Source organism: Hymenobacter saemangeumensis, assembly GCF_039541835.1.
Classification (GTDB): Bacteria; Bacteroidota; Bacteroidia; order Cytophagales; family Hymenobacteraceae; genus Hymenobacter; species Hymenobacter saemangeumensis.
Genome location: NZ_BAABGZ010000072.1, coordinates 1 through 24710, shown reverse-complemented (window position 1 = coordinate 24710; position 24710 = coordinate 1). Strand labels below are relative to the sequence as shown.

The window sequence follows — 24710 nt, the reverse complement described above, 5'->3', positions numbered from 1 at the left end:
CTTTTAACTACCTGCCTGCACCTGAGAAATGCTTTACCCCCCTTTTGCTATGCGCCCACTTTACCTGAGCCTTTGTTTCTCCGTGTTTCTGTCGGCAGCCCATGCCCAGGCGCCGGTTTGGCAGGGTGGTGCCCAAACCACGCATCCGGCCCCCGGCGACGACACCGGCGCCCAAGGCCACTCGGTAGCAACCGATAACGCGGGCAACACCTACGTGGGCGGCGCACTGACGACGGGTTCGGGTGGCACGCCGGCCAGCCGGGCCTTTGGCAACACCATCGTAAGCAGCACCGGCCAGCGTAGCGGCTTCGTGGCCAAGCTCTCCGCCGCCCGGCAGTGGGAATGGGCGGTACGCGTAAGCAGCAACGGCACCGGCGCTACCGTCGACCAGGTAGTGACCGACGCCGCCGGCAACGTCTACCTCGCCGGCGTTGCCGACGGCACCATCGTCACGGTAGGCACCAGCCGCTACGTATCGCCCCAGGCCGGGCTCTTCCTGGCCCGCCTCAACCCGGCCGGGCAGGTGCAGTGGGTAATTGGGGCCGACATGCCCGCCGGGGGCCGCGTGGCCCTCACCGGCATGGGCCTCGACCCACAAACCGGCAACCTGGCGCTGGGAGGCACCTACGGGCGCGAGCAGCTGCGCTTTGGCGGCACCACCTTGCCGCTGCCCTTTCAACAGCAGGCGGAGGGGGCTCTGTTTGTGGCCCGCGCCCACGGCGGCGGCTCCTGGCTGAGTGCCCTCGCCGTGGTGCCCGCCGGCACCGACAGCAACACCTACCTCAGCGTGCAGGATGCCGCCGTGGGCCCCCAGGGCGAGGTGGCCGTGGGCGGGGCACTGCGCGGCACGGCCGCTTTTGGGATAAACACGCTTACCATTCCGGCCGGCAGCCCCGCCAGTTCACGCTTCTTTGTGGCCCTGCTCACCCCAGCCAATACCTGGGAGTGGGCCATCAGCAGCTCGGCCGCCAGCGGGGGGCGCGTCCGCAGCGTGGCTTTCGACCGGCCCGGCAACGTGTGGGCCACCGGTACCCTTGATGGGCCCGCCCAGCTGGATGGCACGCCGCTGCCGGCCGGGGCAGCCAGCTTTGTCAGCCGCATTACGCCGGCCGGCCTGTGGGGCCCCGCGGCCGGAACCACCGCCAGCACCACCGGCCTGGTAGCCGATGCTGCCGGCAACGGCATTGTGGTGGGCGACTTGACCAGTGGCGCTACCTCGGCTGCCACCTACAGCTTTGGCTCGCTGAGCTTTGCAGCTACCGGCAACCGCAGCTTCGTCGCCCGGGTCACCCCGGCCGGGCAGTGGCAGTATGCCCTGCCTGCCCCGGCCATTGGCGCTGGCACCACCGTGGCCAGCCAGTACTTCTTTCGCAAGCCCGCGCTGGGCAGCTCCGGCGAGGCCTACCTCACCGGTGACTTTCGTGGGGGGCCGCTCCTGCTGGGCAACAGCAGCCTTACCGCCTCGTCGTATGCTGCCAGCAGCCCGCTGGGCGGCGACGTGCTGCTGGCCCGCCTGGCGCAGGCCGGTGCCGTGCTTGGCACCCGGCAGGCGCAGCATGGCGCCCTCACGGCGTTTCCCAACCCCGTCACCGGCCCGCTGATTACGCTTCGCCTGCCAGCGCCGGCACCTACGGTTTTGCCAGTAACCTTGTACGATTCCACGGGGCGCGCTATCCGGCAAGGCAGTGTTGCCGCGGGTCAGCCAGAGGCCACATTGTCTACTGCCGGCCTGCCGGCCGGGCTGTACTTGTTGCGCTGTGGCTCTTCCTTATGCCAACTACAGATTGAGTAACTGATTTTGTGAGCGTAAGCCACAAAATATCCGGGCTGGCACTGATAGTGCTGGCCCGGATTTTTATTTTATGCCCGCCACATCGGTTTTTCCTTAAACCTTCCTTAATTAGCTGCCGATTTTATGGTTTATTTATTCCTGTACTTCGTTTTCCCTCCCACACTTTCATTTCCACTCACTCTGTTGCATGACTGATGAAGAAAGAATTACTCAAAAAATAACTGAGATTGCCGCTACCGCCGACCACTACCCGGCCGTCATCATCATTCACCACGTGCCCACCCAAACCGTGCGCTACCTCTCCCGCTGGGGGCTGGAGCTGCTGGGCGCTACGCTGGAGGAGCTCACGGCCCTGGGCCCGGCTTTCTCGCCTACTTACTTCAATGCCGTAGAGTCGGATGAGTACATGGCGCGGGTATGGCAGCTGATGTACGAGGGCGGCAAACCCGAGGTCCACACCTTCTACCAGCAGGTGCGCACCACCGAGCGCGAGGGCTGGAGCTGGTACCTGACCTCCATGCGCCGGCTTTTGTCCGACGACCAGGGAGGACCGCTGCTGGTGATGGGCCTGGCCATTCCGCTGCACCCCGACAACCACTTTGCGGCGAAGGTGCAGCGGCTGATTGACGAGAACGACTTCCTGCGCATGTACAGCGACCGGTACATTGCCCTCTCGCCCCGGGAGCGCGACGTACTGCGCCTGCTGGCCCTGGGCCGCTCGGCCCCGGAGATTGCCGAACAGCTGTTTATCTCTGCCCAAACCGCCGAAACGCACCGCCGCAACATCCGCCAGAAACTGGGGGCAACTACGGTATTCGAGCTGGGCCAGTACGCCCGCGCCTTTGACCTGATTTAGGGAAAATATACCTGAAAGTAGGTATTGCACGGCCCGTGCTAAGCTTCGGAATTTTGTAGGTGGCCGGGTAGACTGCAGCCTCTGCTAACCGCAGCAAGAAGCTCATCTACATTCAATTATAAGTCTATCTAACGCCCGCTTCCCGGTGTTCAGCCTTTTGCTGAAGCGCCGAGAAGTGGGCGTTTGCCCTTGTTACGCATCTCTTACCCTTTATCTGATGTTCATGAAAAACACTACTCTACAACGGGTGCAATGCCTGCTGGTCGGGCTCCTGCTGCTGCTGGCCGGGCCGGCAGCCTACGCCCAGACGCCCGCTTTCTGCACCAGCAGCGTGCCCGGCCCCGCCCTCAGCAGCTTCACCACGTCGTTTCAGACGGTGAACGTGGCGGCGGGCAGCGCCTACTACTGGGCCTTCACGGGCACGGCGGGCGTGACGTACTCGTTCTCCAACTGCGGCGGCAACGAAGACACGTACCTGCGCATTTACAACCTGGCCGGCACCGTGGTCATTGCCAACGACGACAACGGCATCTACTGCAGCGGGACGCGGGCCTCGCTGGACTTCGCCTGTACCAGCACCGGCACCTACTACCTGCACCTGTCGCAGTACTCGTGCACCTCGCTCTCCCTTTCCGAGCCCCTGGCTTACAAGGCCAGCTCCGGCAGCGGCACGCCCGCCCCGGCCATCAGCTCCTTCTCGCCCACGAGCGGGCCAGCCGGCACCAACGTTACCATCACGGGCACCAACTTCTCCGGCGCCACGGGGGTCCGCTTCAACGGCACGACCGCGACGTACACGGTCAATTCGGCCACCAGCATCAGCGCCACCGTTCCCGCCGGTGCTACTTCCGGTACCATCAGCGTGACCACGCCCGGCGGCACGGCCACCTCGGCCGGCAGCTTCACGGTTACGGTGCTGGCCCCTACCCTCACCAGCATCAGCCCCAGCACGGGCGGGGCCGGCACCACGGTAACCCTGACGGGCAGCAACCTGACGGGGGCCACCGGGGTGCGCTTCGGCAGCGGCGGCCTGTCCCTCGGCTTTACCGTGGTGAATGCCACGACCATTACGGCCCTGGTGCCGCTGGATGCGGCTTCGGGCCCCGTGGCGGTGACCACGCCCGGCGGCACGGCCACCTCGGCCGGCAGCTTCACCTACGTGCCCGGCTCCAGCGCCCAGGTTAGCCTGAGCCCGACGGGCCCGCTCAGCGCCTGCTCGCCCCAAACCCTGACGGCCAGCGCCGTCCTCCCCGGCTTCAACCCCGGCAACAACGCATTCAACGACCCGCTCTGGACCGTGGTGGTGCAGCCCGACGGCAAGATTCTGGCCGGGGGCTTCTTCACCAACTTCAACGGCACGGGCCGCCGCTACCTGCTGCGCCTCAACGCCGATGGCAGCCTCGACAACACCTTCAACCCCTCCGGGGCGGGCATCGACAACACGGTGTATTCGCTGCTGGTGCAGCCCGATGGCAAAATCCTGGTGGGTGGGGCCTTCAGCGGCGGCCTGCTTCGCCTCAATGCCAATGGCTCGCTCGACAACACCTTCGCCAATGCCAGCTTTAACAGCGCCGTGTGGGCCATGGCCCAGCAGGCCGATGGAAAAGTAGTGGTGGGCGGCAGCTTCAGCACCTACAACGGCAGTAGCACCCGGGCGGGCCTGAGCCGCCTCAACCCCAACGGCAGCCTCGACGCCAGCTTCAACAGCGGCGGGTTTGGGCTGAACGGCGCCGCGCTGACGGTGGCGCTGCAGGCCGACGGCAAAATCGTGGCCGGGGGCGACTTCAGCACCTACAACGGGACCACGGTGCCCATCAACCTGCTGCGGGTGAATGCCAACGGCAGCCTCGACGCCAGCTTCAACCCCAGCCCGGCAGGCTTCAACAACCGGGTATGGACGGTGGCCGTGCAGCCCGATGGCAAAGTACTGGCCGGCGGTGCCTTCCAGGGCAATAGCTCGGCCCCCGGCCGCCTGGTTCGCCTAAACCCCAGCGGCACAGTCGACAACACCTTTAACTACAGCAGCTTTGGCTTTGCCAACGACGGCTTCGACAACGCCGTCTGGCGCATTGCCCTGCAGGCCGACGGCAAGGTGGTTGTGGGCGGCTCGTTCTCGCTCTACAACAGCGCGGCCGTGCCCAATGGCCTGCTCCGCCTCAACGCCAACGGCAGCCGGGATACCAGCTTCAACAACGGCGGCACGGGCTTTCCGAGCAGCACCATCTATGGGGTGGCCCTACAGCCCGATGGCCAGGTGCTGGCGGGTGGCATCTTCGTCAGCTACAACGGCAATGCCGCGGCTCCCGACTACCTGGCCCGCCTCACGGCCAGCGGCGCCCTCAACCTGAACTCGGCGGCGGCAAGCGGCGGCAGCTACACCTTCAGCCCCGGCGGCAGCACCACCAACCCGCTCACCACCAGCACGCCCGGCTCCTACACGGCTACCTTCACGCAGAACGGCGCTACCTCGGCGCCCTCCAATACGGTCGTCGTTAATGCCTGCTCCGCGCCGGCCATCAGCTCCTTCACGCCCAGCAGCGGGCCCGTGGGCACCAGCGTCACCATTACGGGCAGCAGCTTCAACGGCGCCACGGCGGTGGCCTTCAATGGCACCGCCGCTACCAGCTTCACCGTGAACTCGGCCACCCAGATTACGGTGAGCGTACCCAGCGGCGCCACTACCGGGCCCATTGCCGTAACCACCCCCAGCGGCACGGGCACCTCGGCCGCCAGCTTCACCGTCCCGTCGGCCGGCACCCCCACCTTCTGCGGCCCCAGCGTGGCCGGCCCCGGCAGCCCGCTGAGCTTCACCACCTCGTTTCAGACGGTGAGCGTGGCCGCCGGCAACCGCTACCACTGGGCCTTCACGGGCACGGCGGGCGTGACGTACTCCTTCTCCAACTGCGGCGGCAACGACGACACGTACCTGCGCATCTACAACGCGGCGGGTACGGAAGTCGACTCCAACGACGACTTTGGTCCGTACTGCAGCAACAACTCCGCCTCGCTGGACTTTGTCTGCCCAGCCACCGGCACCTACTACGTGCACCTCTCGCAGTTCGTCTGCAATACCCTTCCATCAGCCAGCCCCCTTGCCTACCGCATCAACAACGGCAGCTCGGCTCCTGTCATCAGCGCCTTCTCGCCCGGCAGCGGGCCGGTGGCCAGCACGGTCGTTATCAGCGGCTCGGGCTTCACCGGCGCTACCATTGTGCGCTTCAACGGCACCAGCGCCAGCTTCAGCGTAGATGCCAACAATCAGATTACGGCCGTGGTGCCGAACGGCGCCACCTCGGGGGCTATCAGCGTAACGACGCCCGGCGGCACGGCTACTTCCACCACCAGCTTCACGGTGCAGCCCAACCCGGTGGTGTATTCCTTTTCGCCCACCAGCGGCCCGGTGGGCACCTCGGTGGTGATTACCGGCGACCATTTCATTGGCGTGCAGGCCGTGTACTTCGGCGGCGGCTCGCCGGTACCGGCCAGCTACGTGGTGAACTCGGCCACCCAGATTACGGCCACCGTACCGGCCGGCGCTGGCTCGGGAGTTATCGGGGTGAACACCGGCGGCTTCTCCAGCTTCAGCTCCACGCCCTTCACCGTCACGACGGCGGCGCCCAGCATCAGCAGCTTTACGCCTACTTCGGGCGGTGCCGGCACCAGTGTTACTGTTACGGGCACCAACTTTACCGGCGCCAGCAGCGTGACGGTGAATGGCGTGGCCGTTACGGGCTTCACGGTGGTAAACAACACCACCATCACCTTCAGCCTGCCCGCCGGCACGGGCAGCGGCCCCATTGCCGTCACCACCGCCAACGGCACGGCCACCAGCACCGGCATCTTTACGGCCCCGGTGGGCGACCTGACGGTGAGCAGCGCGCAGACCATCAGCGGCACGTATAACACCATCACCATCACCGCCAGCGGCGTGGCTACCCTCGGCGGCCCCCTCACCGTGAACACGGCCCTGACGGTGCAGCCCGGCGGCCAGCTGCTCACCAGCTGCCAGCCGCTGAGCGGCGCGGGCAGCTTTACGCTGCAGGCCGGCGCTACGCTGGGCATCTGCAACGCGGCCGGCCTCTCTGCCAGCGGCAGCACCGGCGCCGTGCAAACCAGCGGCGCCCGCAGCTTCTCTACCGACGCCAGCTACCTCTACAACGGCACCGTGGCCCAGGCAACCGGCCCCGGCCTGCCCGCCCAGGTGCGCGAGCTGATTGTGTCGACCACCGGCGGCAACCTGACGCTGACCAATGACCTGGCCATTGCCCAGGTGCTGCGCATCACCACGCCCGACTTCAACTACGGCAACCTCGACCTGGGCGGGCGCACGCTCACGCTGCGCTCAAGTGCCGCCGGCACGGCCCTGATTCACAACGCCGGCAACGGCTCGGTGCTGGCCAATACCGGCACCTGCCGCATGGAGCGCTACATAACCCCCGGCCTCAACCCCGGCGCCGGCTACCGCCACTTCAGCTCACCCATTCCCGACATGACCATCGGGCAGCTGGCCACCACCGGCTTCACCCCTGTGCTCACCCAGGCCTACAACACCTCGGCCACCCCGGCCAGCGTGACGCCTTTCCCCAACGTGTTTGGCTACGACCAGACCCGCCTGAGCACCTCCCCGGCGGCCATGCTATCGGACTTCGACAAGGGCTGGTTTGTTCCCGCGGCCACTACGGCAATGGCACAGGCCCACGGCTACACGGTAAACGTTCCGGCCACGGCGCTGGTGACTTTCAGCGGCAGCAGCTTCAACCAGGGGCAGGGCGGCCGGTTCGTCAGCCCCGGCCGCGGCCCACAGGCCGACGCCGGCTGGGTACTCGTGGGCAACCCCTTCCCCTCGCCCATCGACCTGAGCGTGACGGGCAGCCAGCTTCGCATCAACCTGGACGCCGCCAACTACGTGTTTGAAAGCACCAGCCAGTACGGCGGGCAGTACCGGGCCTACGTCAACGGCATCGGCGGCAACTCGCTGCTGGCCGCCGGCCAGGGCTTCTTCGTGCGCATGACCACCCCCGGCCAGAACTCGGGTATCTCCTTCACCAGCGGCGTCCGGGTGACGACCTTCGCTACCCAGGCCACTTTCCGCCGCACCGCAGCCGACAGCCGCCCGCAGCTGCAGCTCTCGCTAAGCGCCGCCGCTAATACCGACGTGCTGCACGTGTACGCCGAGGCCGGCGCCACCCCGGGCGTGGATGCGCAGTATGACGCCGTGAAAATGGCCAACCCCAGCGGCCTGAACCTGGCCACCGTGGCCGGCGGCGAGGAGCTGGCCATTCAGGGCCTGCCCGCCCTGACCAGCGGCACCACCCTGCCGCTCACGGTACAGGTGCCCGCCGCCGGCCTGGTGTCCTTCGCCGCTACCCTGGCAAACCTGCCCGCGGGCCTGACGGCTTACCTGACCGATGCCGCCACCGGCACGCGCCAGGACCTGGGCACCACGCCCCGCTATAGCTTCTTGGCAGCCCAGGCTGGCACACTCAGCGGCCGTTTTGCCCTGGTGTTCGGCCCGGCCAACGGCGTGCTGGGCACGGCCAGCGCCCAGGCAGCGGCCCTGGCCCTCTACCCCAACCCAGCCCGCACGGCGGTCACGCTGAGCCTGCCGGCTACGGCCCAGGCCCGCCCGGTGCTGGTGCTCGACGCGTTAGGCCGCCAGGTAGGCGCCAGCTTGCTGCCGTCAAAGGCCACCTCCACCTTGCTCGACCTGCGGGAGCTGCCCGCCGGCATATATACCGTGCGCTGCGGTGCCGCTACCACGAAGCTCGTGGTGGAATAAGCTCGTTGGAAGTCGTTGATACAAAAGAAGCCCTGCCCCCATCGGCAGGGCTTCTTTGTTTGACAGCAGGGCATAACAAGGCCCTTGGGGCAGCGCACCTTCAGTAAGCAATGCAAGCCCGAAGCTTTCTACGCGCACCTACATCCCTGCTTTCAGCATACGCAGCGCCAAGTCGGCATAAAGGCTTACTTTTATTCGAACTCCATATTTATTGCAATGCGCCGTACCTGCATCCGTGCGGGCAGCTACTGCCTGTGGCTAGCCATGTTGTTGCCTGCCGCCGCCAGTTCCGCACGGGGGCAGGGCTTTGCCGGCGCTACGTCGTACTCCACTGGCCTTGGCCCCTTCAACACGGGGAGCTACCCGAAGGGCGTGGCCACCGCCGACCTCAACAACGACGGCTATCCCGACATCGTTACGGCCAATAACAATACCGGCGCCGGGGTGCTGCTAAGCCGGCCCGGGGGCGGGTATGCCCCGGTAGTTACGTACGCGCCTGGGGCCAATAGTGCCCCGGAGCAAGTAGCGCTGGGTGATGTGAATAATGACGGACGCATTGATATTGTCCTGGCCAACGCGCTGTCCAATACGGCCGGGGTGTTGCTAGGACAAGCCAATGGCCTCTTCGGGGCCGTCCGGCTTTATCCCTCGGGCGGCAGCATCGTGAGCAACGTGGCCCTGGGCGACGTTGACAACGACGGCCGCCTGGACATTGTGCTTACCAACAGCGCCTCCAGCACGGCAAGTGTGCTTCTGGGGCAGGCCGGTGGCTTTGCCCCGGCCCTCACTTACTCCAGCGGCAGCGCCGGCTCCCTCTACGGCCTAGCGCTGGGCGATGTAAACAGCGACGGCCGGCTCGACATTGTAGCCGGCCTGCCGGGAAATTCCGCCATTTGCGTGTGGCTGGGCCAGGCCAGCGGCTTTGGCCCAGCCACGCTGTACAGCACTGGCACTACCTATTATTACGCCGTAACCCTGGCCGACGTGAACCACGACGGCCACCTTGATATTGTGGGTATCAGCTCCTACCCGCATACCGCCGCCGTGCTGGCCGGGCAAAATGGGGGGGGCTTCGCCCCCCTGGTTGTTTACCCCATCAGCCCAAGCAGCAACATGGCCAGCGTGGCGGTGGGCGACTTCAACGGCGATGTGCTGGCCGATATTTTAACGGTAAACAGCAACACCGGCGAGGCCGAAGTGCTGCTGGGCCTCACCGCGGGTGGCTTTGCGCCGGCCGTGGGCTACGCTACGGGCGGCACCCGCCCCGAAAACATTGCCATCAGTGATATAAATGCCGATGGTATAGCCGACATCGTAGCCAGCAACCTGGACTCGCATACGGTGAGCGTGCTGCTGGGCCGGCCCCAGCTGCCCACCCTCAATGCCATCAGCCCGGCGGCCGGCAACAGCGGCACGCCCATTACGCTGCGGGGCACCAACCTGCAAGGCACCACCCTGATTACCTTTTCCGGTACCAGCAACAACACGGTCAGCAGCGGCTTTGCCATCAACTCGGCTGGTACACAAATTAGCAACATCCTCGTGCCCTCCGGTGCGCGCAGCGGCCCTGTCAGCCTCAGCAGCGCGGGCGGCGCTACCACCAGCGTGGCCAGCTTCACCATGCAAGGGCCTACCAGCAACCAGCCAGTGGAGCTGGCCGACGGCTACACACCACTCCTGAGCCCCAACCCGGCCCATGCCTTCACCACGCTTACCCTGCCAGCGGCCGGCAGTGTCCGCCTGGTGCAAGTGCTCAACACCTTGGGGCAGGAGGTTAATCGGCTCACGCTGCCGCTACACGCTACCACCACCCGCCTCGACCTGCACGGCCTTGCCCCTGGCCTCTACCTGCTGCGCTGCGGCCCCGTCACGGCCCGTCTTGTAGTGGACTAGCCCGCCCGGTACTAGCGCTGGTGAGGTCCTGGCTACGCTTGGCCGGCCCATTCGGCCCCGCATTGGCTGTGGGAGCACGCTTTCAGCCTCTGGCACTATGATACTACTCCATCTCTCATGAAATCGATTCATATGAGCATCAGCGCAGGTTGGCTTTTCTTCCTGTATAGCCTGTTGGCTGGGGTGGGAGCGCTGGCCCAGGCGCCAGCCTGGCAAACGGTTACTACCGCCGATGCCTCGTCGACGGGCAGCTTTTACGTACATAAAATCGCGGCCGATGCCGCCGGTGATGTGTACGTTGCCGGGGTGTTTACCCAGCGCGTCAGCTTTGGGGGCACGGTGCTTACCGTCGGCTCATCGGGTACCCAGGAAATGTTCGTGGCAAAGTGGAGTCCGGCAGCCGGGCGCTACCTCTGGGCCCAGCAAAGCAGCGGAAGTTCCCGGGTATTCTCCTGTAGCCTGGCGACCCAGGGGAGCAGCATTTACGTAGTCGGCACCTTTGCCGGGCCTACCATCACCTTCGGTGGCAGCACGCTCACCACTGCCGGCGGCAATGACATTTTCATTGCCAAGCTCACCGATGCCGGCAACAGCAGCACCTTTGCCTGGGCCCGGAGCGCCGGGAGTGGAACCGACGACTTAGGCACCAGCATCGCCGTGAGCGGCCCCAACGTGTACGTAGCCGGCACCATCGGGGGGCCAACGGCAACGTTTGGCAGCCTCAGCCTGGCCAGTTCTGGTAGCGACATGTACGTAGTCAAGCTGACCGATAATGGACCCAGCGCCGCTTTTGTGTGGGGACAGCGCGGCGGTGGCAGCAACTGGGACGATGCCACCGCTGTGGCCGTGCAGGGCACTAGCGTGTATGTTACCGGACCATTCGCCAGCCAGTCGATTACCCTGGGCCCTTTCACCTTGCTCAACTCCCACCTCGACGACGACATCTTCGTGGCCAAGCTCCGCGATGATGGCAGCTCCGGCAGCTTTGTATGGGCACAACGGGCCGGGGGCAATTACACCGACTGGCCAAGCTCGTTGGCCGTGTCCGGCCCCAGCGTTTATATCGGCGGCTACTTCGTGGGGCCTACTGTGAGCTACGGCAGCAGCACGCTGACCAATGCAGCCAACGGCCGGCAGGGGTTTGTGGCCAAGCTCCGCGACGCAGGCAGCACCAGCACCTTTGAATGGGCGCAGCAAGCCCTTGGCTTTGGCGAAACGTATGTGCTCGATGTAACGGCAGCAGGCTCCAGGGTATATCTGGCCGGTTTTTTTGCTAGCCCCACAGTAAGCCTTGGCAGCACCGTTTTTACAACGGCCGGCTTTCGGGATATTTTCGTGGCCCGGCTCAGTGATGCCGGCAGCACCAGTAGCGTCGACTGGGCCCAGCACGCGGGAGGCAGCCGGGGGCACGACCTCGCCAACACTCTGGCTATTAGCGGCAGCACCCTCTACGTTGGCGGCCTTCTCTATGCCTCGGCCACCTTTGGCAATCAGGTCGTCACTACTCCCGCTGGCAGCTCTGGCAACTATAGCGGCTTCCTCACTTCCATCCTCGACAACACCCCTACCGCGAACAGCCCGGGCCAGGCCCAGCCTGGGCTGCTGGTTTCTCCCAACCCCGCCCACGGGTTGGCCGCACTTACCCTTCCCGCTTCCCCCGCCGCCCGCTCCGCCGTGCTGCTCGATGCCCTGGGCCGCGAAGTTCGCCGCGCCACCCTCCCCGCCCGCGCTACCACCACCCGCCTCGACCTGCACGGCCTCGCCCCGGGCCTCTACCTGCTGCGCTGCGGCAATGCCACGGCCCGCCTCGTGGTGGAATAGGCTTGGCCCAGGCTTGGAAACACTGGCCTCTTATCCCAGGAAATATCAACCGCTTTACGCTATTGATAGTGGCAGGCTTGTAGCAGCCCCTACCTTTAGAAGCTTCCCCGTGTGGACCTGTCTTTTTTATATCTTTTTGTTTACTTTATGATGCATTCCTTACGCTCTCTCCGCGCCCTTGTGCTTGCCCTCGCCATCTCCTCGCTGGCTGGCTGCTCATCCAGCACCTCCACCGCACCCTTCACGGGCATGGCCTGGACCGTTGACGGCAGCAATGTAACTGCCACCAGCACTCGTCGGGAAATCACCGGCAATACCGTTGAAATCGTAGGCGCCTTCACCACCAGCCGCACCCGCAGCACCGGCGTCGACATCAAAGGTCTGCCGCTGGCCGTTGGCACCTACCGTATTATTGCTCCCACCGGCGCTGCCAACGAGCTTTTTGCAGCGTACGTAGATGTAGACCTCAACAGCACCTCCAGCAACGGCTACTTCAGCACCAGCGGCACGGTCACGGTGAGCAGTGTGTCCTCGTCCAACATTAGCGGCACCTTCAGCTACGTGGCAGAGGACCGCTCGAGCGGCAGCACCGCTCCCCCGAAAGCCATTACCAACGGCAGATTCAACATGGCGCTCTAAGCAGCCGATTCCCGCAGAAGCCTGGTAACCGCTGTAAAAGCCGACTCCACGGAGTCCTGCCCCTGCTAGCGGCACCAGCGAGCGCAATACCGGCGTTCCTCTCTGCATTCCCTGAAGAGTTTTGTTTCGTAGTGCGAGCGCCGCCGTCGCCCCTGGCCGACGGCGGCGCTCGGCTGGGCTTTGCTGCCGGCTTCTGCTATTTTTACCGCTTCATCTGCCCCGCTTCCCTTGCCCCAGCTTCTCAACAACGTCCTCGTCAACCCCGACTGCCGCCACTTCCGCGGCGACCTGCCCTGCCGGCCCAACAAGGAGCACGGCTACGTGTGCGAAGGCTGCCCCGTGTACTCGCCCGTTACCAGCCGCATCCTGCTCATTAAGCTGGGCGCCATCGGCGACGTCATTCGCACCACGCCCCTGCTGCGGCGCCTGCGCCAGGAATACCCCGGCTGCGCCATCACCTGGCTTACGCTCACGCCGGCCATCCTGCCCCAGGGCGAGATTGAGGAAGTGCTGAAGTTCGACTTTGCCGCCGCCCTGCAGCTGCAGGCCCGGGAGTTTGAGGTGGTCATCAACCTCGACAAGGAAAAGGAAGCCTGCGCCCTGCTCAACACCATCAACGCCCGGCAGAAGTTTGGCTACGCCCTGCGCCCCCACGACGGCGTGGCCTGGCCCCAGAACGAGCTGGCCAACCACAAATTCCTCACCGGCGTGTTCGATCAGGTAAGCCTGGCCAACACCAAGCCCTACGTGCAGGAGATATTCGAGCTCTGCGGCTTCGACTTCCGCGGCGAGGAGTACGTGTTCGACACGCACGCCGACAAAGGCTACGACTGGAGCCTGCTGCCCGCCGCCACCGGCCCGCGCATCGGCCTCAACACCGGCTGCGGCGATAGGTGGACCACCCGCCTGTGGAGCGACGAGAAGTGGATAACCCTTATCCAGGGCCTGCAGGCCGCCGGCTACGTGCCCGTGCTGCTCGGCGGCGAGGCCGAAGATGCCCGCAACCGCGTGCTGAACGCGGCCACCGGCGCCACTTACCTCGGCACCTTCCCCCTGCCTCAGTTCATCAACCTTATGCACCAGATGGACGGCATCGTGACCCAGGTAACCATGGGCATGCACATCAGCATCGCCCTGCGCAAGCCCACCATTCTGATGAACAACATCTTCAACCCTCACGAATTCGACCTCTACGACCGGGGCCAGCTGGTGCAGCCCAACAAGCAGTGCGAGTGCTTCTACCGCGGCAGCTGCCGCTACGGCACCAGCTGCATGGAAGATTTACCGGCGGAGAAGGTACTGCAGGCTGTGCGGGAAAGCGTGCCGATGGCAATGAGAAATGAGCAATGAGCAATGAGCAAAAAAACGTGTCATTGCGAGTAGAGCGCAGCGGAACGCCGCAGTCCTTCCTCGCTTAGCGCAAAACCTAAGGGTGTGACAAACGAAAAGCCCCAACGCTAGACCAGGCGTTGGGGCTTTTCACATTATCTGGCTGGTCGCTGAGAACAGGATGGATTGGCTACGCCGACCTTCGGTTGCCAAGGCGGCGTTTCGTAATGCCACCAACCTCTTCACGAAATCACCCACCCGCCAGCAGCCAGTCGATTTCGGCCAGCTCAAACGCCACCGTAGCTAGCCGCAGCTTCAACAGCGCGGGCTGGCCGCTGTCGGTGCTCAACGTCGCGGCAGCTTCTGCCTCGAAGTAATCCAGCCAGCGCTGGGCGCGGGCATCCTCCGCCGGGAAGGCTGCACGCAGAGCGGGCAGGGCCTGCTGCCAAAGCCGGGCCTGGGCCAGGCGCACCTCCACACGGGCCAGCTTCTGCTCAAGCGGGAATACTTCCAGGGCAATGGTGCGCCGCCGCCAGTCCAGCTCCTTGCGGTCGGCCGCCGACAGTACCGGGGCAGGCACTGCCGGTACCGGGGCAGACCCATGCGGTGTGGGCAGCACCGTGCACAAGTCGTGCAGCAGCTTCGATTTTGGCCAGGGCAAGTACCGCTCGCCCCGCTCGTCCATGGCCACGGCCGTGCGCGACACTTGCATGAGACGGGCCAAATCCTGCTGGGTGAGGCCCAGGTGCGCCCGCACTAGCTGGGTGGCGTTGTGGGAGGGGCTGGGCCCCCGATGGTTTGAGAAGATGCGCATAGCAAAGGAATGAGCTGGCGTTAAGCGGCAAGAACGTCAATGAAATGTTGTGACACTTGATGCTGTGACACTTCAAAGTGTCACAGCATCAAGTGTCACAACATTTTTACACGCTATTCTGCTGGTCCGGTAGTCCAGTGCCCGCCCCTCAGCAGCGGCAGCTGGCGCCAGGGCAGTGGTCGGGCCAGCCAGCGCACGGGGGCGGCGTCCAGTGTGCCAGTCAGGTGCAGGCCGGCGCTGTCGCTGGTGTAGGCCAGCGTATCTGTCCGCGCCCGGGAACTGAGCAGCAGCTGCCCCGGGGCGTAGCGCAGGCGGTAGTCGTGCAGCTGCCCATCGGCGGCCTGGGTGATGAGGTAGCCCCGCCGGTGCACAAACAGCCGCAGCGGCGCGCCTGCCGAAGGTGCCGGCAAGGCCGCGGTAACTGCATACGCGCCGTGCAGGGGCGGGCGCGCGGCGGCATCATCGTTGAAAGTGCCTGTCTGCGCAAAGGGGCCGGCCGTTTCCAGCAGCAGCAGGCCCAGCAGCAGGCCGCGCCCCGCCCCCACTGCCCGCCCAGGCCAGCCCAGCGGCCGCCGGGGCCGGACCGGGGCCCGCCACTGCTCCCGCACCAGCCCGGCCCAGAGGGTGCCCATCCCCGGCGACGCCACCAACGCCGCCAGCCCCAGCAGAAAGCCCGACCACAGCTTCACCGAGATGTCGAAGCCGATATTCAGTGCAACCACGTTGGCCAGCACGGCCAGGGCAAGCAGGCCGCCCAGCAGCCGGGTGCGGCCCCAGAGCAGCAGCAGACCCGCTCCTACTTCCGTCAGCCCCGCGAAAACGCTGTAGAAGCGCGACACGCCCATCACGCTCCAGTACGCCAGGTCCGGCGTCATTTGTCCCAGCGGCGTGTACAGGGTGTTGGGCTCGGGCAGGTAAAACTGGTGCTTGAACACCTTGTCGAAGCCGTATTCGAGCAGGTGCAAAGCCAGAAACCAGGCCGCCCCGGTGTGCAGCAAGTACCAGAGCCGGGCTTCTGTGGCGAGGCGGCGGCGGCTTAGCCATAGCCAGAAAGCCGCCGCCAGCGCTGTGGCTGCCAGCAGCAGGGCCGCGTACAGGTACAGGCCCGGCGAGTCGGAAAACAGCGCGGCGCTTTGGTTGGGAAGCCAGCGGCCGGCTACGGCGCCCAGCCCGGCTTCCAGTACTGGCCGCAGCCAAGCGCCCGGGCTGGGCAGCACCCGGTATTGGAAAGGCGATGTGAGGGCCAGCAGCCCCGCAAACAGCAGCAGCCAGCGCCGCAGAAAAGCCCGACCAGCCTCAGGCATGGGCTGGAAGTGTGCGGGGCCGCTGGTCGGGCCCGCTCAGTAGCCAGCCGGCTCCGGCCAGCGTCAGAATAAAGGCGGCGCTTAGCCACAGGCCATACGGCCGGGGCGGCTCGGCCGGCAACGGCATAAGTAGAGCCGCCTTTTTGCGCTTGGCTTTCTGCTTTTTCGGCACCGGAGCCGGCACCGAAGGCAGCGTATCATAGGACAGGACTTTCAGATTCGGATGGATGCGGGCCGTCTGCTCAACGTAGCTTCTGGCCGAGGCCCGGGCGGCGCCTCCCTGCCGGCTGGAGAACTTGTGCGTCCGCATCTTCTCCTTTTCCTGCTCAGTCCTCCATGCCCAGCGCCATTCTCCGTATTCCAGTGCAGTGCTGTCCGAAATCAAACGGACACTGTCCACGGCGAAATACGGTATTGGCTCCCCAAAATTATCCAACTCCGGTGCCAGCGTAGCCAAACTCCCACCGTGGCTGAGGTGGGCAATGCGGGCCGTTTGACCGATGGCCGGACGAGACGCCAGCAAGGAAAGCAGCGCAGCAGCGAATAGATATTTCATAACGAAAACAGTTAGTGGGCAGCCCCCGAAAATACACTGAGTCAGAAAAGCCCGGCAGGCTTTAGCCACGGGCCGGGTCCGCCAGGGGCCGGCGGTCGGGACCGCCCAGCAGCCAGCCGGCCCCGGCCAGGGTAAGCAGCACCGCAACGCCCAGCCCCAGGCCGGGGTGTTGGGGCGGGGTGGGCACGGCGGGCAGGTAAGCAGACTTTTTGCGCTTTGCTTTCTGCTTTTTCAGTACCGGAGGCAGCGTGTCGTAGGCCAGGATTTTCAGCTTCGGATGGAAGCGAGCCGTCTGCTCAACGTAGCTTTTAGCTGATACCTGGCTATGGCCTACTTGCCGGCTGGAAAATTTAAGCGTACGTACTCTTTCCTTGGACTGCTCCTTCTTTATCATAACCCCCTGCCAGCTTCCAAACTCTAGTGCCGTGGTATCCGAAAGCAAGCGGATACTGTCAACAAAGAATACTGCGTCGCCCAGCCCGAAATTATCCGCGGCCGCATCCAGCGTTTCCGCACTCCCGCCGTGGCTGAGGTGGGCAATGCGGGCCGTTTGTGCGGCGGCGGGCGCGAGCAGGCCCCCGGCCAGCAAGGCCACCGCATTGAATCGAAGGAAAATGGAAGAAGACATTGCCGGAAAGGAACTCGTTGAACCAAACGAATATACTATCCAGGCTGCGCCTCACGACAGCCGGGCCCTTTGCCTTTTTAATTCTTCATTTTTAATTTTTAATTGCCTTCTCTGCCACTTCCTTGAGCGCCGCCACCATCACTTCCCAGGAAAACTGCTTTTTTACTTCCCGGGTGCCTTCCTCAAAAAAAGCCTGCTTTTCCGGGTGGGTGCAGAAATCCACCAAAGCATCGGCAATGGCACGGGCATTGGGCGGCACTACGTAGCCTACTTCTCCGTCGGGAATCAGCTCGGCCAGGCCACCTACGTCGGTTACCAGCATGGGCCGCTCGAAGTGGTAGGCTATCTGCGACACGCCGCTCTGGGTGGCATTCTTGTAGGGCTGCACCACCAGGTCGGCCGCGCAGAAGTAGTCGGCCACCTTTTCATTCGGGATAAAATCGGTGGCCCGCACCAGGCGCCCTTCCAGCTGGTGCTGCTGAATTATGGCTTCGTAAGGGGCGGCATCCTCGTAAAACTCTCCGGCAATAATGAGCTTGACGGGCAACCCAGCCAGCCGGGCGTCGGCAAAAGCTTCCAGCAATACATCCAGCCCCTTGTATGCCCGGATGAAGCCAAAAAACAGCAGGTAGCGGGTGTTAGCCGCCAGCCCCAGCTGGGCCAGCGCCGCCGCCCTGGGCTTTATGGGTCCGAAGTTGTCGTACAACGGGTGCGGCCGGTACAGCGCCGGCTTCTGCCCGAAGCCCAGGCGCTGCAGGTCGCCCAGCACCGAGCGGCTCATGCTCACAAACCCATCGCAGGCGCTGAGAAAATAGCGCGTCAGCGGCCGGTCGCCGGGCCGCTGCTCGTGCGGAATCACGTTGTCGGTAATGGCCACGCAGCGCGTGTGCCCGTTGCCGCGCACCAGCCGCGCCACCGTGCCCAGGGCCGGGCCCATAAACGGCAGCCAGAAGCGGAACACCACCAGGTCGGGCCGCTCGCGGCGCAGCCGCCGCCCTACCTGCAGCCACGACAGCGGGTTTACCGAGTTCAGGCTTACCTCAATCTCCAGGTCGATTGGCCCCGGCTCGGTGCTGAACTGCGTCTGCCCCGGAAACAGAAAGTCGGGGTATTGCAGCGAAAACGTCAGGAGGCGCACCTCATCACCGGCCGCCTGAAAAGCCCGGGCCAGCCGCTCGTTGTAAGTAGCCAGCCCGCCGCGCAGGGGATACGCCGGGCCAATAATTATAATCTTCATGCAGCCGTTAAAGGTAGCGGGTAGCAAAGCGCCCGGCCAAAACCATGGCCGGGCGCTTTGCTACCCGCGTCGGGATAAGGTCGGCTTACCGGGACTTGCGGTTCCGGGGCTTTTCCTCCGAGTATTCGCTGTTGGCCACCAGCTGGCTCAGCGTACCGTGGATGTTATCAAACAGGGCCTGCACCTCGGCCGGGGCAGTGTCTTCCACGCTCACCGTCTTGGAACTGCCGCTGGCGCTGTATATGGTCAGCATCGTGGCCGGAATATCGGTGTTGCCGCTGGCATAGCTGGCCTGCAGTTCGCCAAAGCCCAGGCCCTGGGCCTGGCGTTGAATGTCGGCCACCACCGACGGGTCCAGCCGCAGCTCGTACGTTCCGACACGCGGCACGTTGTGCTGCCCCACATACACCACCCGCCCGTTGGGCCATACCGTTGCCGTATAGGCAGGGCACGTGCCGCGGCAGGGCATCTTGGCAAACATCAGCGCCGGCACGGCCTGCGTGCCACCGCCATTACCGGGATTTTCCGTTCCAGGCATTTCAGCCGGGGCGCCAGTACCCGGGGTCGTGGGCACCTCCCCTGCCGGTGCGCTTTGCCCCCCCGGTATCGGCTTGATGCCCCCGGTCTGGAAATTATGAGGCGTATCTTCACTGAGAGTGCTGGCTACTGCTACACTGCCACTGGCAGTGCTCCCCGGAATAGGCTTGATACCGCCCGTCGGGTACTCGCTTGCCGGGGTTGCCACGGGCTCGGTCGGGAACTTCGTCGGCCGCACCGGCTTTATACCGCCAGTGCGCGGGCCCGGCGTTTCTCCACTTGCTCCAATGGGGGCTGAGGTAGGCGGAACCGGTGTCGACGTCGTCGGAATGGGCTTGATGCCGCCGGTAGTGTAGCCCTGCGGGGCCTGCCCGCCGCTACCACCTCCGCCTGCTGTGCTGCCCGGTGCCGGGCTGTTGCTGCCCTGTGGTGCCCCGCCAGATGGAGCATGCGTTGCGGTTCCGGCCGTAGTGCCAGTGCCGCCTGGCGTCTGGCTTCCCGTGCCGGGGGTAGTACCACTACCCGGGTTACGCACCGGTCCGGGGGGCGTGGTACGAATGGGGGGGTTGCGCACTGGCGGGTTGGGGTTGTTGCTGCCAGCTGGCGACGGGCCGGGCTGCCCGGCCGGGGGCGTCCGGATGCCGCCATTGTTGCGCGGGGGCGGGTAGTTACCGGGCGGGGGCGTCTGCACGCTTCCCGGCTGCCCGTAGCCGCCGCGTACCGGGCCATTGCCGGCATAGCCACCCCGTGGGCCACCCACCACGCCGGGCTGGGTTATTACCGTCGTATTGGTGCTCTGCACGTACACGGTGTCGGTGTGGTAATGATTGACTACGCGCGTACGGCCGTCGGGTCCTACGCCGTGGTAGTGAACGGTACAGGCAGGCAGGAGTCCGGCACCAGCCAGCACAACCCAGGTGTACAATGTTTTCATCAGAAAAAAAGTGAGGAATGGAACTTATTTGTCACGGGCAGTAGCCCCGTCTGAAATCCGCATTACAAGAGTAGTGCCAGTCGCGCTCAACCTCACTTTTTCCCTTACCGAATCCGCTCCCTGACTAAGTAATCGTTTCTACGCGGGCCATTGAGCTGCACCATTTCGGCCAGAAAGCCGGCCAGAAAAAGCTGCACGCCCACAATCACCGCCACCAGCGACAAGAAGAACAAAGGCTGCTCCGTTACGCCCCGGGCCCGCAGGTTGTGCATCGACAGGTAGAGCTTTTCCCCCGTCAGCCACAGCGTGAGCAGCATACCAATAAAAAACGACAGGCTGCCCAGCGTGCCGAAGAAGTGCATGGGCCGCCGCCGGAACCGGCTCACAAACGTGATGCTGGCCAGGTCCAGAAACCCATAGATAAACCGCTCCAGCCCAAACTTCGTGACGCCGTACTTGCGCTCCTGATGCTGCACCACCTTCTCGCCAATCTTGCGGAAGCCGTTCCACTTCGCAATCACGGGAATGTAGCGGTGCATTTCCCCGTACACTTCAATGGCCTTCACTACGCGCTGGTCGTAGGCCTTCAGCCCGCAGTTGAAGTCGTGCAGCTGAATACCCGAAATCCAGCGCGTCGCGCCGTTGAAGAGCTTGGTCGGAATAGTCTTCGACAGTGGGTCGTAGCGCTTCTGCTTCCAGCCGCTTACCAGGTCGTAACCGTCTTCGGTTATCATGCGATACAGCTCCGGCAGCTCATCGGGCGAGTCCTGCAGGTCGGCATCCATGGTGCATACTACCCGGCCAACAGCCGCCTCAAAGCCCACATTCAAGGCCGCCGACTTACCATAGTTGCGGTTGAAGCGGATGCCGCGCAGCGTCGTGTCCTCCGCAGAAAGCTCTTCAATCACCTCCCAGGAGGCATCGGTCGAGCCGTCGTCAATCAGCAGTACCTCGTAGCTCAGGCCCTGCGCCGTCAGCACCCGCGCAATCCAGCGCGTCAGCTCCGGCAGCGACTCTGCTTCGTTCAGCAGGGGAATCACGATGGAAAGCTCCACCGGAAATACTTGGCTCGGCTTAGTCAAACTCGGGACGGGAGTTTTTGGTGATGGCCGAAACCAACAGCGCAATGATAAAACCAAACAGCACCGAGCCCAGAATGCCAAAAACCAGCAGCCACCCGCCCCCGCTAAACTTTTCCGTCATCGCCATGGCCTGGTCGATTTGCTCTTCGGACAACCCGGCGTTTTCCTCCATTTTCGCCCGGGTCTGCTCCATAATACGCGCCATATAGCCCGGCTCAATGAAGGTCATGTACACGTAGCTGAACACGGTGTTTAGTACCCCGCCTACCGCACTCATAACCGTTCCAATACCCAGCCCCTGTCCGTAATTCATGAAGCCCTGGTTGTGCTTTTTGAATTCGTTATGGGCTAGCACCATACCTCCTATGGTAATAACCAGCCCCAGCCACCGGAGTGAGGACTGACTGTTATCAGTCGCCAGCAGGATAAAAGAGAAGATGATGCTGGCCAGCCCGGTGAGCAGGCCATAACGCACCCCAACCGAAACCGGCGTAACCGGCGAAGCAACTGGTTCCATAACCAAGAGTAAAAGAGTGAAATGAAGTGTCAGAGCAGCCTACTCCCGAAAGAAAATGCCACCCGGCACTGCAAATATTAACCCCAGCAGTAGAATTTTGCTAAAGTCATTTTGCGCGATATCCTGAGCCGAAAGCTGTGCCCAATAGGCCATTTGCCGGTTGTATCCTTCCTCACTGCCGGCCTGCTTTACCATGGCTTTCCTGTCAGCCCGGGCCAGGTACATCATCTCCCGACGGTTGCGCTCCAGGGCCGGCTCACCCGCTATTTTACCCAAGGCAATTACCCCAAGCGCCACCAGGGTCGCTGCCATCACGGTGGTTAACGCCCCCATTCCCAATGCCCGCAAAAGGCCGGGCTTGCCTCCGGGCATCGCCCGCCTTAGCGACCATTGACTAAGCACAACGGCAACTGGTACAGCAAAATACAGCAACACCCGCTTAGGACCGAATGCATTGTTATCGGTCAGATGCAAGCCTACCAGCCACAAAGCACACAAAATACCTATACCCACTCCGTAGCGGATGGCTTGTTGCAGCATCACCCGAAAACGACTGGGAAGCGCAAGGTCTTTCGACTGTAAGGTGTCCTTCTGAGGCATATCTTGGATGGAAATAAGGCCGAAAGATACTAGCTGTCCCGCATCCAAAGCCTATTGACCGGCCTTCTCCACCAGCTACGCGGCCACTGCTTGCTGCTTTGGACGGGCCTTTTTTCCAAAACGTATCAGGGCGGCCTCAGCCAGCAGGCATAGCAGCGTCAATAGCAGAAAGTAACGCCAGAGCGGAACCCCGCTTTGCTGCAATCCCAATTGGGCCACCCCTGCGCCGCCTGGGTCGGCTTCCAGTACCCGTATATTTTTCTGTTCCGGCGCAATCTGCTGGCGCAGCTCCTCCGCTGAATAGGCCGACAGCTCCGACTCGCGCTTATCTTGGTTAAACGCCAGGGTAGTCAACAGCTTACCATTCTGCCGAACTTCATAGAAGCCCGGTACATTCATGCCAGCCGGTAGCTCCAGCTTGGCTTGCTGCCCCTGCACTTTCTGTCCAGGTATCAATACCAGGCTGTCTTTAACCAGCCGGATGCTTGCCGCATCGTTGGGCTCACCAGCCGGGTTGGCTGGCCCGGGCAAATCCAATAACACCATAGCCTGGCTAAGGCGGTATGCCGGCTGCTGCTCGTTTCGATAGCTGAGCATGGCCATGCGGTACATTACCGGCACAAATAGGGCGTGGTTGGTAAAATCAGCGTATTCTTTCAGCAAAGGCGCCGAAAACACATAGACCCTGCCTGCGCTGCTGGGAAATGCCGCCAGGTAGCTCTCGCCGTCTTTCATCCGCAGAATGTCTGTTCCCGTGCGCGACCAGCGCAGCACCGGAGCGGCCTTAGGCATAGTAACCGCTCGCTGCTGGGCCCCAAACACGTCCCGAAAGAACGGCTCTTGTGCACTGGGCATCGCCACCTCTCTCAGCTCCGGACTGCCTGCAGCTGCCTTTTCCCATTGCACAGTGCCAAGTCCAAGCTTGGTAAACAAGGCCTGGTATGAGCTGCGCCCATTGCTAGCTGCTGGTGGCACAATTACCACGCTTCCCCCCCTTTTCACAACATCCTGCAATCCATCTTGAAGCCCTGCATCTAGTTGAGGCAGCCCATTCACCAACACCAGATTTGCTTTCCGCAGGGCTCCATAATTCAAGCCCTGCATCTTGGCAAAAGAATAGCTGAACAATGGTTCATTTCGGTAAAGCGCCTCAGCGGTTGGCTCATTTCCTATTTCGAGTACAGCAATAGCAGCCGCGGGCTGTAAGGTAAAATGGTAGGTGTTGTCGAAGGTGAGAGGAGAATCTTCCGTCATCACCCGCCCCAGCTCAGTGGTTTCTGCCTCCACCTGAATCTGAACTACCGCTGCCATTGCCTTTCCTGGCTCTACAGTTGCCCGGAAAGCAGCAACCTGACGCTTGCCCAGAAAAACCTTTACCGGGCAGTCGTTAACCACCTTGCTTCCCCCATTTCTTAACCGTATATGCAGCGGCATATTCGTTTTCCGGCGGACAAAGGCATCACTTAGCCAAACGCTATCAACATACACGTTACCAACTGCTCTGGCCACTTTCGGCACCAAAACTATTTCCCGGCTCTGCCCCAGCTTGCCAATGCTCGTCGCATCAACCTGACTTTTCTGGAAGTCCGACAAGATGTAAAGGGCATTTGCAGCAGCCTGCTCAGCTCCAAGCTCATCCATACGTGGCAGTTTCTGCGCCCCCAGCTTAAGCTCATCAAGCTTGGCCTGATAGGCAGCCGGTATCAATACCGACTTCCCATGGCCCAAAAGACGGAACCGGGTAGACTTAGGATAAGCACGCCCCAATTGACGAGCATCATCCACTGCCGATTGCCACAATGGCATACTTTCCTTACCCTCGGCCTGCATACTCGGTGAGGTATCTACTAGCATATCTACTCCCGCAGCCAATGGCTTACCCTCCTCTCGCGCTGGAATGAAGGGCTGGCAAAACATCAACACCAGGGCCACTACTCCTAAAACTCGTGCAAGCAATATCAATAGCTGCTGCACCTTTCGCTGCCGCACATTTATCAGTTCTACCTCTCTGATAAACCCTGTATTGGTAAAAAGCAGCCGCTGCGGCTTCCTCAGCTGCAGCAAGTGAATAATTATAGGTATTGCAATAGCGAATAAGCCTAGTAGGAACCAAGGATAAGTCAACTGCATGTGTGACAAATGATGTTAAGCAGCTAAAATTACTACGCCCATGTTTGAAACAGATAAGCCGTTGTCAGTCAATAATTAAAGACTGACTAAATTCACCAGCTCCTTAAGCGGTCAATTCTTTAACGAAACTCAATGCACTACCAAGAATCCGTATTCTTAACAGGAGGAAATAATAAACCCCCTAAAACGGGAGAGGCCCCCCTGTTGCTGGTGAAAGCATCAGGGGGGCCTGCTCAGGAGCAAAGGTTGGCGGCGACCGACT

At 63.0% G+C, this 24710-nt stretch carries 17 protein-coding genes; 7 read left to right on the top strand and 10 right to left on the bottom strand.

Going from position 1 to position 24710, the window contains the following annotated elements; genetic code table 11:
- Positions 1-49 precede the first annotated feature (49 nt).
- From ABD919_RS17470 to ABD919_RS17440, 7 genes are all read left to right on the top strand, one after another.
- Positions 50-1792, top strand: coding sequence for a T9SS type A sorting domain-containing protein (locus ABD919_RS17470; RefSeq protein ID WP_345237335.1), 1743 nt, complete (start codon positions 50-52; stop codon positions 1790-1792).
- 187 nt (positions 1793-1979) lie between these two features.
- Positions 1980-2648 (top strand): response regulator transcription factor, encoded by a 669-nt coding sequence (locus ABD919_RS17465; RefSeq protein WP_345237334.1) that lies wholly within the window; start codon positions 1980-1982, stop codon positions 2646-2648.
- 223 nt (positions 2649-2871) lie between these two features.
- A complete protein-coding gene (locus ABD919_RS17460; RefSeq protein ID WP_345237333.1) occupies positions 2872-8427 on the top strand; it encodes an IPT/TIG domain-containing protein in 5556 nt (1851 codons plus the stop codon).
- Positions 8428-8643: 216 nt separating this feature from the next.
- Positions 8644-10320, top strand: a complete 1677-nt coding sequence (locus tag ABD919_RS17455) for an FG-GAP-like repeat-containing protein (RefSeq protein ID WP_345237332.1) — start codon at positions 8644-8646, stop codon at positions 10318-10320.
- A gap of 117 nt (positions 10321-10437) precedes the next feature.
- The gene (locus ABD919_RS17450) at positions 10438-12141 is read left to right on the top strand and encodes a hypothetical protein (RefSeq protein WP_345237331.1); all 1704 of its coding nucleotides are present in this window, start codon (positions 10438-10440) and stop codon (positions 12139-12141) included.
- A 180-nt stretch (positions 12142-12321) separates the two neighbouring features.
- Positions 12322-12780, top strand: a complete 459-nt coding sequence (locus tag ABD919_RS17445; protein ID WP_345237330.1) for a hypothetical protein — start codon at positions 12322-12324, stop codon at positions 12778-12780.
- A 228-nt stretch (positions 12781-13008) separates the two neighbouring features.
- Positions 13009-14130: a glycosyltransferase family 9 protein gene (locus ABD919_RS17440; RefSeq protein ID WP_345237329.1), complete on the top strand. Its 1122-nt coding sequence runs from the start codon at positions 13009-13011 to the stop codon at positions 14128-14130.
- 229 nt (positions 14131-14359) lie between these two features.
- Here the strand turns inward: ABD919_RS17440 and ABD919_RS17435 are convergent, their stop codons facing one another.
- The 10 genes from ABD919_RS17435 to ABD919_RS17390 all read right to left on the bottom strand — a co-directional run bounded on the left by ABD919_RS17435 (position 14360) and on the right by ABD919_RS17390 (position 24448).
- Positions 14360-14923 carry a helix-turn-helix transcriptional regulator gene (locus ABD919_RS17435; RefSeq protein WP_345237328.1) on the bottom strand — a complete coding sequence of 188 codons (564 nt, stop codon included), beginning with the start codon at positions 14921-14923 and terminating at the stop codon, positions 14360-14362.
- Positions 14924-15036: 113 nt separating this feature from the next.
- Entirely contained in the window at positions 15037-16227 is a 1191-nt protein-coding gene (locus ABD919_RS17430) for a hypothetical protein (protein WP_345237327.1), read from the bottom strand.
- A complete protein-coding gene (locus ABD919_RS17425) occupies positions 16220-16783 on the bottom strand; it encodes a hypothetical protein (protein WP_345237326.1) in 564 nt (187 codons plus the stop codon). The genes ABD919_RS17430 and ABD919_RS17425 overlap by 8 nt, the downstream gene beginning before the upstream one ends.
- Before the next feature lie 61 nt (positions 16784-16844).
- The gene (locus ABD919_RS17420; protein ID WP_345237325.1) at positions 16845-17411 is read right to left on the bottom strand and encodes a hypothetical protein; all 567 of its coding nucleotides are present in this window, start codon (positions 17409-17411) and stop codon (positions 16845-16847) included.
- Positions 17412-17502: 91 nt separating this feature from the next.
- Complete coding sequence (locus ABD919_RS17415) at positions 17503-18648, bottom strand: glycosyltransferase (protein ID WP_345237324.1); 1146 nt, start codon at positions 18646-18648, stop codon at positions 17503-17505.
- A gap of 85 nt (positions 18649-18733) precedes the next feature.
- Positions 18734-20119: a DUF6438 domain-containing protein gene (locus tag ABD919_RS17410; protein WP_345237323.1), complete on the bottom strand. Its 1386-nt coding sequence runs from the start codon at positions 20117-20119 to the stop codon at positions 18734-18736.
- Between the two features lie 104 nt (positions 20120-20223).
- Positions 20224-21174, bottom strand: a complete 951-nt coding sequence (locus tag ABD919_RS17405; RefSeq protein ID WP_345237322.1) for a glycosyltransferase family 2 protein — start codon at positions 21172-21174, stop codon at positions 20224-20226.
- 19 nt (positions 21175-21193) lie between these two features.
- Positions 21194-21718 carry a DUF4199 domain-containing protein gene (locus tag ABD919_RS17400; protein WP_345237321.1) on the bottom strand — a complete coding sequence of 175 codons (525 nt, stop codon included), beginning with the start codon at positions 21716-21718 and terminating at the stop codon, positions 21194-21196.
- 39 nt (positions 21719-21757) lie between these two features.
- Positions 21758-22318 (bottom strand): DUF4199 domain-containing protein, encoded by a 561-nt coding sequence (locus ABD919_RS17395; RefSeq protein WP_345237320.1) that lies wholly within the window; start codon positions 22316-22318, stop codon positions 21758-21760.
- Between the two features lie 75 nt (positions 22319-22393).
- Positions 22394-24448 carry a BatA domain-containing protein gene (locus ABD919_RS17390; RefSeq protein ID WP_345237319.1) on the bottom strand — a complete coding sequence of 685 codons (2055 nt, stop codon included), beginning with the start codon at positions 24446-24448 and terminating at the stop codon, positions 22394-22396.
- Positions 24449-24710 lie beyond the last annotated feature (262 nt).